Source organism: Novosphingobium sp. PhB57 (assembly GCF_004342985.1).
Lineage (GTDB): Bacteria > Pseudomonadota > Alphaproteobacteria > Sphingomonadales > Sphingomonadaceae > Novosphingobium.
Window position 1 is genome coordinate 19,600 of the sequence record NZ_SMBO01000020.1, and the last position, 8,609, is coordinate 28,208.

General features: G+C 61.7%; 5 protein-coding genes and 1 pseudogene. 3 read left to right on the forward strand and 3 right to left on the reverse strand.

Annotated features, from left to right (window positions below):
* Window positions 1–16: 16 nt before the first annotated feature.
* Entirely contained in the window at window positions 17–2,368 is a 2,352-nt protein-coding gene (locus tag EDF58_RS24705) for a TonB-dependent receptor (RefSeq protein ID WP_132270346.1), read from the reverse strand.
* A gap of 241 nt (window positions 2,369–2,609) precedes the next feature.
* Here EDF58_RS24705 and EDF58_RS24710 point away from each other — a divergent pair, with 241 nt between their 5' ends.
* Window positions 2,610–3,065 (forward strand): sigma-70 family RNA polymerase sigma factor, encoded by a 456-nt coding sequence (locus EDF58_RS24710; protein ID WP_243654494.1) that lies wholly within the window; start codon window positions 2,610–2,612, stop codon window positions 3,063–3,065.
* Entirely contained in the window at window positions 3,062–4,096 is a 1,035-nt protein-coding gene (locus tag EDF58_RS24715; protein ID WP_132270350.1) for a FecR domain-containing protein, read from the forward strand. Before EDF58_RS24710 ends, EDF58_RS24715 begins: the two co-directional genes overlap by 4 nt.
* 9 nt (window positions 4,097–4,105) lie before the next feature.
* Here the strand turns inward: EDF58_RS24715 and EDF58_RS24720 are convergent, their stop codons facing one another.
* Window positions 4,106–6,709: a TonB-dependent receptor gene (locus EDF58_RS24720; protein ID WP_132270352.1), complete on the reverse strand. Its 2,604-nt coding sequence runs from the start codon at window positions 6,707–6,709 to the stop codon at window positions 4,106–4,108.
* A 423-nt stretch (window positions 6,710–7,132) separates the two neighbouring features.
* Here EDF58_RS24720 and EDF58_RS24725 point away from each other — a divergent pair, with 423 nt between their 5' ends.
* Window positions 7,133–7,792 (forward strand): hypothetical protein, encoded by a 660-nt coding sequence (locus EDF58_RS24725; RefSeq protein ID WP_132270354.1) that lies wholly within the window; start codon window positions 7,133–7,135, stop codon window positions 7,790–7,792.
* A 114-nt stretch (window positions 7,793–7,906) separates the two neighbouring features.
* Here the strand turns inward: EDF58_RS24725 and EDF58_RS24730 are convergent.
* A pseudogene (locus tag EDF58_RS24730) lies at window positions 7,907–8,513 on the reverse strand (IS5 family transposase); the annotation flags it as partial.
* Between the last annotated feature and the right edge of the window lie 96 nt (window positions 8,514–8,609).

The following is an 8,609-nucleotide window of genomic DNA, read 5'->3' on the forward strand; positions in this document are numbered from 1 at the left end:
GCAGGCCGGTAGGGGATCAGCGCTTGCCGAACGACACGCGCAACTGGGCACCGAACACGCGCGGCTCGTTGTAGACGAGCGTGGTTGAAGTCACCGAAGGCGTGACGACGCCACCGGCAGCAGCATAAGTGACGTCGAACAGGTTGCGCACGAAGAATCCGAGGTCGATGCCGCGATCCTCGATATTGTTGAAGTCCAGCTTGAGGTTGACGGTGTCATAAGCCTTCTGGATGCCGTTGGTGTCCAGCGGACGCTCCACGTACCAGACCTTGGTGCTGTGGAACCAGTTGGCGTTGAACACCATTTCCGCGAAGTCGCCAAGATAGGTCGCGTAACGTGCGCCGCCGCCGATCGTCCACTTGGGTGTGTACGAGAACTTGTTGTTGACCGGGTTGGTGCCCAGCAACGGGATGAAAGCGGCCGGTGCGTCGTACTCGTCGTATTTGGCGTCGGTGTAGGCGCCGAACCCGGACAGGGTGAAACCGCTCGTCGGCGTGATCGAAAAGTCGAACTCGGTGCCTTTGATCGTCGCCTTGGCGGCATTGATGATCAGGCTGCTGGGGTCGTTGGCGGAATTGCCGTCTCCGTCGAAGTCGGCACCGGGGAAGATCGAGCGCTGGATGTTGTTGTACTTGCTGGTATAGGCCGCGATGTTGAAACGGCCCTTCACTCCGCCCAATTCCCAGCTGCTCTTGATGCCCGCCTCGTAGTCGGTGACCTTCTCGGGCTGGAACGTGTCGAAACCGTCGAAGTAGGGCGACATGCCGCTCTGGTTGAAGCCAGCCGAGCGGTAGCCGCGACGGTTGGTGATGTAGAGGAACAGGTCGTCGTTAACTTTGTAGTCGAAGCCCAGGGTCCAGGTCGGTGCCTTGGAGCTCTCGGAACCGGTCTTGCCGCCGCGCGAGGCGCAGGCATCAGGGCCGATGCGATCCGCCGTGTCCAATGCCGCGACCGAGCAGCCGCTGGACTTGTCCCAGGTGTAGCGGAAGCCGCCGTTGAAACGCAGACCTTCTGCGAAACCGCCGAAGGCATAGCCGATCTGGCCGAACAGCGCCTTGCTGGTCGATGTGTTGTAGTTCTCGTTGTAGGTGAAGGTCCTGCCCGGGATCACGGCCGAATAGGTCGCGCTGCCGTTCACCCCGGTCGGGTCGCTCTTGAGGTAGAAAGCGCCGACGATCCAATCCAGACGATCGTTCAGCAAGGAGCCGAGGATCTGGAACTCGTCGGAAATCTGCTCGACGTCGGTATTGGAAACGCCATCGTAAAGGCGCAGGTATGTCCCATCCATGTCGCGAGCCGCCGCAATCTTGCTGCGGCGATAGCCGAAGATGTTCTTGAACGTGACTTTGCCCACTTCCAGTTCGGTAGTGTTGGCAACGCCCCAGAATGTGCGGTGCGAATAGGGATCGATGCTGGTGCTGACGTCGCGAACGCCTGCCGCCTGTTGCTCGGCTAAGGCGATGTCGATGTCGCAACCGGCAACGCCGCAGTCGAAGTAAGGACGGTTCGCAGCCGTACGGGCAGTGCCGCCGCCACTGACGGCGGGGTTCGGGTAGACGCCGTTGAGCACGGTGCCAGTGCCGTTTTCACGCGCACGATACCAGTCAAACACGGTTGTGTTCTTCAGGCCATCGATCAGCTCCAGCAGCAGCGAAGCGCGAAAGGCGTCGTTGTGGCGATCGTCGAGGTCGCCGCCCGTGCCATGGTTCTTGGTGTAGCCGTCACGGCGGGCGATCTGGCCCGCGACGCGCAGTGCCACGCGGTCGGCGACGATCGGCAGGTTCACCGCCCCCTCGAACGTCGTCTCGTTGTAAGACCCGAGCGTGGCCTGCCCGTAGCCTTCCAGATCGTGACTGGGCGCGACGGGGTAGAGCAGCAGCGCGCCGCCGGTGGTGTTGCGGCCGAACAGAGTGCCCTGCGGGCCCTTCAGGACCTGTATCGAGCTGATGTCGAAGGTCGGCACGATGCTGCCTTCGTTGGGCAGCGGCACGTCGGCGAAGTAGGTCACGACCGACGGCGCGGAGGCGCCTGCGGTTGCGCGGCGCTGACCGCGAATGACGATGGACGGCGTATCGCGCGATGTCTGCGGCGCGACGTTGAGGCCCGGCGTCGTGTAGGTTAGGTCCTGCGTGCTGACGACGGCCTTCTCGCGCAGCATTTCGGCATTGAACGCAGTGACCGACACAGGAACGGTCTGGGCGCTTTCCTCGCGGCGGCGCGCGGTGACGACGATGTCGCCGCCGGGCTGATCGAGCGATTGTGCCTGAACTGCCGAGGGGGTCTGTTCTTCCGACTGGGCAGCGGCGGTAGTGGCGGTGGCGAGAACGGTGGACGCGAGAAGCAGAGCCGAAAGGCTGCGACAGGTCATTTTTTTGTTACCCCATGTTATGTCGACCTGTCCCTGATCGCAGGCCGATATCTGCAAGACGCAGCCGATCGCAGATCATTCGTTTCGTCCGAAAAAATATTACGGGTGACGGCGATGGCGGCCCAAGGCTAAGAAGGCCGGGCATTCGTCAGGGAAGGCCGGACTCATTTTTACGCTGCGCAGGACATCGCCGAACAGGCAGGAGCAGGCTCGGTCCCATGCTCTGGACTTGTCTGCGCACGTGCCCGCATTGCGCCGGTACATCGCCAAGAGGGCGCAGCCGGGGGATGTCGACGATCTCGTGCAGGACGTGCTGGTGCGGATGCACGTGCGTGGACAGGCCGATCCCATCGCCAATGTGGAAGGCTATCTGTTTCAGGTCGCGGCCAGCGTTCTGACTGATCGTGCCCGCCGCGACACCGTGCGCCATCGCAGCGCCCATCACGAAATGACCGAAGCCTTCCACCCCGTCGACGAACTGACGCCGGAGCGTTTGCTGCGCGGGCGCGAGGATGTGGGGCGGCTGGCCAACGCCCTTGAGGAAATGCCCGAGATGACGCGCGATGCTTTCGTGCTCCATCGGTTCGAGGAAATGTCCTACGACGCGATCGGGGAGCATCTTGGCATATCGACCAGCGCGGTGGGGCGCCACATCATGAAGGCGGTGCGCTTTCTGGCGGCGAGGGACCTGCCATGACCAAGGCGGTAGACCCACGGCCTTTCGATGCGCATGCGCTGGAAAAGATCGATTCCCCCGAAGCGACCGCAGCGGCCTATTTCAGCGTTTTTCGTTCGCCGCGTGCGACGGAACGAGATTACGAAGACTTTGAAAGCTGGCACGCCCGTGACGAGGCGAACCGCATCGCCTGGGCCAGCGTGGAACGGACTTGGGAAGGCTCTGCGGCGATGCGGACAGAAGCCCGCATTCTTGAGATCCGCGAACGTGCTCTGGCTAACCGCCGTGGCCGCAAGGCATGGGTCCGTCCGGCAATGGCGGCCTGTTTGGCGCTTGCGATGGTCAGCGGCGCGGTGGCTGTCCAGCGGCACCGCGAAGCCTCCGCTCCAGTGGCGCAGGCGGTTGCCGACAGCCGTGTGATCTCCACAGGCGTAGGGCAGCAGAGCACCTTCCGCATGACCGATGGCTCTGTGATCACCGCGAATACTGCCACGGCTCTGACTGTGGCGGAAAGCGACACGCGCCGCAGCACCACGATCCGCGAAGGCGAGGCATTCTTCGAAGTCGCTAAAAACCCACGCAAGCCATTCACGGTCACGGCCGGCGGAGTTACGGTGACCGCGCTGGGCACTCAGTTCGCAGTTCGCACAGTCGAGGGCCGGGTGGATGTGACGCTGGCCGAAGGACAGGTCCGCGTTGATATGCCTGCAGCCGACGGCCGCGCCGCGCAGTCGACGGTGCTGCAGCCCGGTCAGGAACTGGTCTGGAACGGTCGCAGCTATCGGACCGCAGCGGCGGAGGTGGAGCGGCGGCTTGCCTGGCGTAGCGGCGTCATCGCCTTCGACCGCGTACCGCTGGCGCAGGCCGTGGCGGAGGTCAATCGCTACAGTCCGCAAGAGATCATCGTCTCGAGTCCGGCGATTGCAAGCCATCCGATCAGCGGCACGTTCCGCATCGGCGTGACACGCGGATTCCTTCAGAGTCTGGAACTGGCCGGGGTGGCGCGCGTGGAGAATGAAAGCGCAACCCGCGCGGAACTTGTGGCGCCGTAAATCGCGTTTTCAGTCGAAATTGTAGCGAATACGTACCCCGATTGTGCGTGGCGGCCCCGGAATGATCGTCGCGGCGGTATAGGCCGGGTTCAACGTTCCGCCTCCGCTGGCGTAGAAGCGGTCCGTCAGATTGCGGCCCCAAAGCTCGAACTCGACCGGAATTCCGCCGGGTCTGCGCCAAGTCACGCTGGCGCCCAGCAGTCCATAGGCGGATTGGCGGGCAAAGGCTTCGGTTGGTCGCTCGGTCAGACGGACGCTGCTGACGTAGGCATAATCGGCGCTTAGCCCCAGGTTGCCAAGCGCTCCCGGCAGCGCGATTTCGCGCGACAGGGCCAGCGCCCCACTGAAGGTCGGCGTGTAGGTAAACCGGTTGTTCAAGGGGTCACCACCCAGCAATGCGGTCAGCACAGAAGGCGCATCGATCCGGGTGTAACGCGGATCGATCCACGATCCGGTCAGTGTCAGATGAGTCCGCGCCCCCAGATCGAGTGAAAAATCAACGTCCAGCCCCACAATCCGGGCCTTAGCGCTATTGATGTAAAGAGTCAGCGGATCGGTCGCCAGATCGTGATCGCCATCGAAATTTACGTCGGGAAAGAGTGCGCGCTGCACGTCGTCATAGAGGCCAAGGTAGCCCGCCACTGCATAAGAACCGGTGATTCCCGCGACATTGATGCGCCCTTTCGCCCCCAGTTCGAAGTCCGTCAGCGTTTCTGGCTTAAAGGTCTGAAAAACCTTCAGCGTCCCACCCAGCGCCGGCGTGTTGTACCCTCCGGACCGGAAAGCGCGCCGACTGGTAAGGTAGACGCTATGGTCCCCAATCCTGCCGGTCAGGGCCAAAGTCCAGGTTAATCGGCCCGACCGCGCCTGTGCGCTGGTGCCCCAGTTGGCCAGGCATTCCTGTTCGGACAGCGGCGCAACGGTGGCGGATCGCAAGGCGCAGCCGCTGCTGCGCTCCCCCGTGTAGCGCAGGCCCACATCGGCGGTGGTATGTGCCGCTATCGGCAGGGTGAGCTGCCCGAACAAAGCAGCGCTGCGGAACGTCTGGTAGCTGACCGCGTGCGACGGCGGATTGTCGGGCCGGGTCAAGCGGGAGACGCTTTGCACAACCGGCCCGTCCGGCGCGCTTTCCAGATAGAAAACTCCGGCGATGTAGCGCAGTTTTCCGGCATGGCCCTGAACTTGCAGTTCTTCGGTCCATTGCCGCAATTGTGCGGAACTTACGGAATCGTAGATCGGCAGCGGTGTCCCGTCGCCGTCAAGGGCATAGTTCACGCGGGTCGTGCGAAGGCCGACGATGTTGCGGACCAGAAGATCGCTGTCGCCGAATTCCGTCACGTTGCCGATGCCTCGGAATCGGCGCTGGAATTGCGGAGATACGCTAGACTGCGACGTCCGCCGCGCCAGCGTTTTCTGCAAATCGAGGTAACTGTCGATGTCGCAGGCTCCGGCGCCGCAGTCGAAGTAAGGCGCGTTCTGCGCATTGCGCACGCTGCCGCCGCTGTAGACCCCGGTGAGGATCAGCGCAGCGCCCATCTCATCGGCGTTCAACAGATCTAATGTCGTCGTCGAGCGTAACGGACCATTGGGATCGAACCCCAGTATGGCCCGCATCGCATCGCTATGGACAGTGTCGGTGCGCTCACCGGAATGCAGCCGCGTATAGCCACTCCGCCGAACCCGCTGGCCGGAAACGCGCAGGGTCAGGCTTTGTGTGAGAGGCACTTCAACGGCGCCTTCCAGCCGGTTCAGCCCGTAATTTCCCCCCTCACCCTCGATATAGGACGGCACACCAGAGCCCGGCTGCACTGATCGCAGCAGGACTGCACCGCTTGTCGCATTGCGACCGAATAGAGTACCTTGCGGACCGCGCAGAACTTCTGCCGATGCCATGTCGAATAAAGGCGAAAGCGCGGCCTGATTGGGCAAGGGCACTTCGTCCTGATAGACAACAAGGGGCAGGCGATTTTCGTCGCTAATCGACCGGCGCTGGCCGCGCATCACCAGAAGCGGGGTGGCGCTGCTGGTCTGCCCGGTGGCGACGAAACCGGGGGTGATGCGCGCCAGATCGGCCAGCGTTCGCACAGCCCCCCTTTCCAGCGCCGTACGATTGAGGTGGTTGACCAGCAGCGGCACGTCAAGATCGCGCTCCGGGCGGCGGCGGGCGGAAACGAGGATTTCCGGTGCATTCTCGACCGGAAGCGAGGACACCCGCGGTGTTTTACGAATGCTTGGCTGGGCTTTGACGATCAGGTAGACGCCGGGTGCCACGGCGCGGACGGACAGCCCCATGCCTTGGATCATCCGGGCCAGCGCTTCACCCGCCGAAACGCGGCCATGTACGGCGTTTGTGCGCTGCCGTTCCGCTCCCGGCGCGTTTAGCAAGACTTCGACTGCAGCTTGCCGCCCCAGGATGGCGATTGCGTTGGACAAGGGCTGCGCTGGAACGTCCAGTTCTGGCGCTTGCGTTCGCGCACCGACACTCGACGAAGTAAGAACTGCGACCGCACCGATGGCTTTCGCGATGCAAGCACGCAATCGATGTCTTCCCAGTAACTGAAATATGAATTTCCCTGTTGGCGCGAAGCTATCGGGATTAGCGTCTTGCTTCAAGGGGACGCCAAAGCCGATGGAAAATATTCATGTCAGTTTTCTGAATGGTTTGTCCGACCGCATAATCCATTGGCAGAAATCGCCTGGCGGCCGGTGGAGTGATCGCTCTCGGAAAAGACTGTCGTTCGCGATCACAGTCACGAATGGCGGCATTGTCCCAAGCCAAGCTTGTGTCCACCCATTGCTGCCGTTAACGCTGGAAATTCCGAGGCGCCGTTCCGGCCCGTCGGCTTTTGTGGCAGAGCGCGATCTAATCTCGGCGTTTCCCTGTCAGGCGAAACGTCTAAATCTCACAGGAGCCGCCTAAGGCCTGCATGAAGCCAGCTGGCTGCAGCTGTTCTAGCTGGGGACTTCGATCGATCGTCCTCATGTAATCCATTCGACAGGCTGAGGCGCACGCGCGAAGCTATGGGCATGGATTTCATGAAAATCATCGAGTCGCTCGATGAAGCCCTCTACAGCGTCATGAGCTGGCTAATTTTCTATCCAATAACCCTTTGGCGAACGATCGTCCAACCTCAGAGTATGATGGACTATGCCGATCGCGAAGTCTCTGATCGGCCGGAAGAGCAGTATGACGACGCGATCCGTCCACCTCTTTTCTTGTTTCTGACGTTGCTCATTTCGCACGGGCTCGAAGTTGCAACGGTTGCGCGCAACCCAATTCTATCTGACACGCGCGGCTTGGCGGCTTTGGTCGACAGCGACCTGGGGTTGCTGACGCTCAGGATGCTGCTGTTCAGTCTATTTCCGTTAATGATGGCGGTCCGCCTCTTGCGTCGCCAGCACAGACGCTTGAACCAAGCGAGCCTGCGCCGTCCCTTTTACGCGCAGTGCTACACGGCGTCCCCGTTCGCATTGATGCTGGGGATAGGCACTTTGGCACCGAATCTGCCGTTAGCAGGCACGCGTATCATTTCGGCCGGAGTGATTGGTGCTGGTACCCTATGGTATTTCGTTACCCAGGCCCGCTGGTTCGCACGAAAATTGGACGTGCCGTTTCTCGTCGGCGTCGGCGACGCTTGCGTTGCTTCCCTCTGCAGCATCGCCTTGTTCGTACTCGCCGCAATCATCGTCCACTAGCCGAGGCCTAGCCTATTGTAGGCAGCTCTGACGTTCTGGCAGGGAAGTGGTAGAACTGCGATGCATGTGACAATCTCGGCGGCGTCCGCATTGGTCGTAATGGTTGCGGCGTACAATGCCGCGGAAGTGCTTGATGCGGTTGAAGAGCCGCTCGACGAGATTGCGTTGGCGATAGACCCAGCCCGAGAAGGGGGAGCGTTGCTTGCGATTGGAGCGCGAGGGGATGTTTGCCCAAGCGTTCTTACTGGCGGCGGCTTCACGGATGGCATTGCTGTCATAGCCATTATCGGCCAGCAATGTAGCGCCTTCAGGCATGGCCTTAAGTAGGGCTTCGGCTTCCTGGCTGTCGTGGACCTGTCCGCCGGTCAGTCGCAGAGCAACGGGACGACCGTCAGCATCAACGAGGGTATGGATCTTGCTCGTGAGCCGCCTCGGGAACCTCCCATGCCGCGATCACTGGCTCCCCTTTTTTACCCGTCGCACCATGCTGGTGGACGCGGACACAGGTGGAGTCGATCATTACAATGTCACCCTCAAAGGCGGCGGAAACCGTAGCGAGCAGTCGATCCCACACCCCGGCCGTGCGCCAGCGGACGAACTGGTCGTAGCAGGTCGTCGGAGGGCCATAGCGCTCGGGTATCTCCGCCCAAGGCGAGCCGGTGCGGAACCGCCAGAGAATACCGTTCAATACCCGCCGATCATCAACGCGGGGAACCCCGCGCGATTGAGCAACCTCACGTATGGAAATTGAATCGGGTTGGGATCACGCATCCCGGCATTCCCATTTGATGTAGGCCTTGTTGTCGCAGGCCCATGT

Coding starts and splice junctions, on each gene's coding strand:
- EDF58_RS24705 (WP_132270346.1), bottom strand. CDS start 2,368: ATGACCTGTCGCAGCCTTTCGGCTCTGCTTCTCGCGTCCACCGTTCTC.
- EDF58_RS24715 (WP_132270350.1), top strand. CDS start 3,062: ATGACCAAGGCGGTAGACCCACGGCCTTTCGATGCGCATGCGCTGGAA.
- EDF58_RS24725 (WP_132270354.1), top strand. CDS start 7,133: ATGAAAATCATCGAGTCGCTCGATGAAGCCCTCTACAGCGTCATGAGC.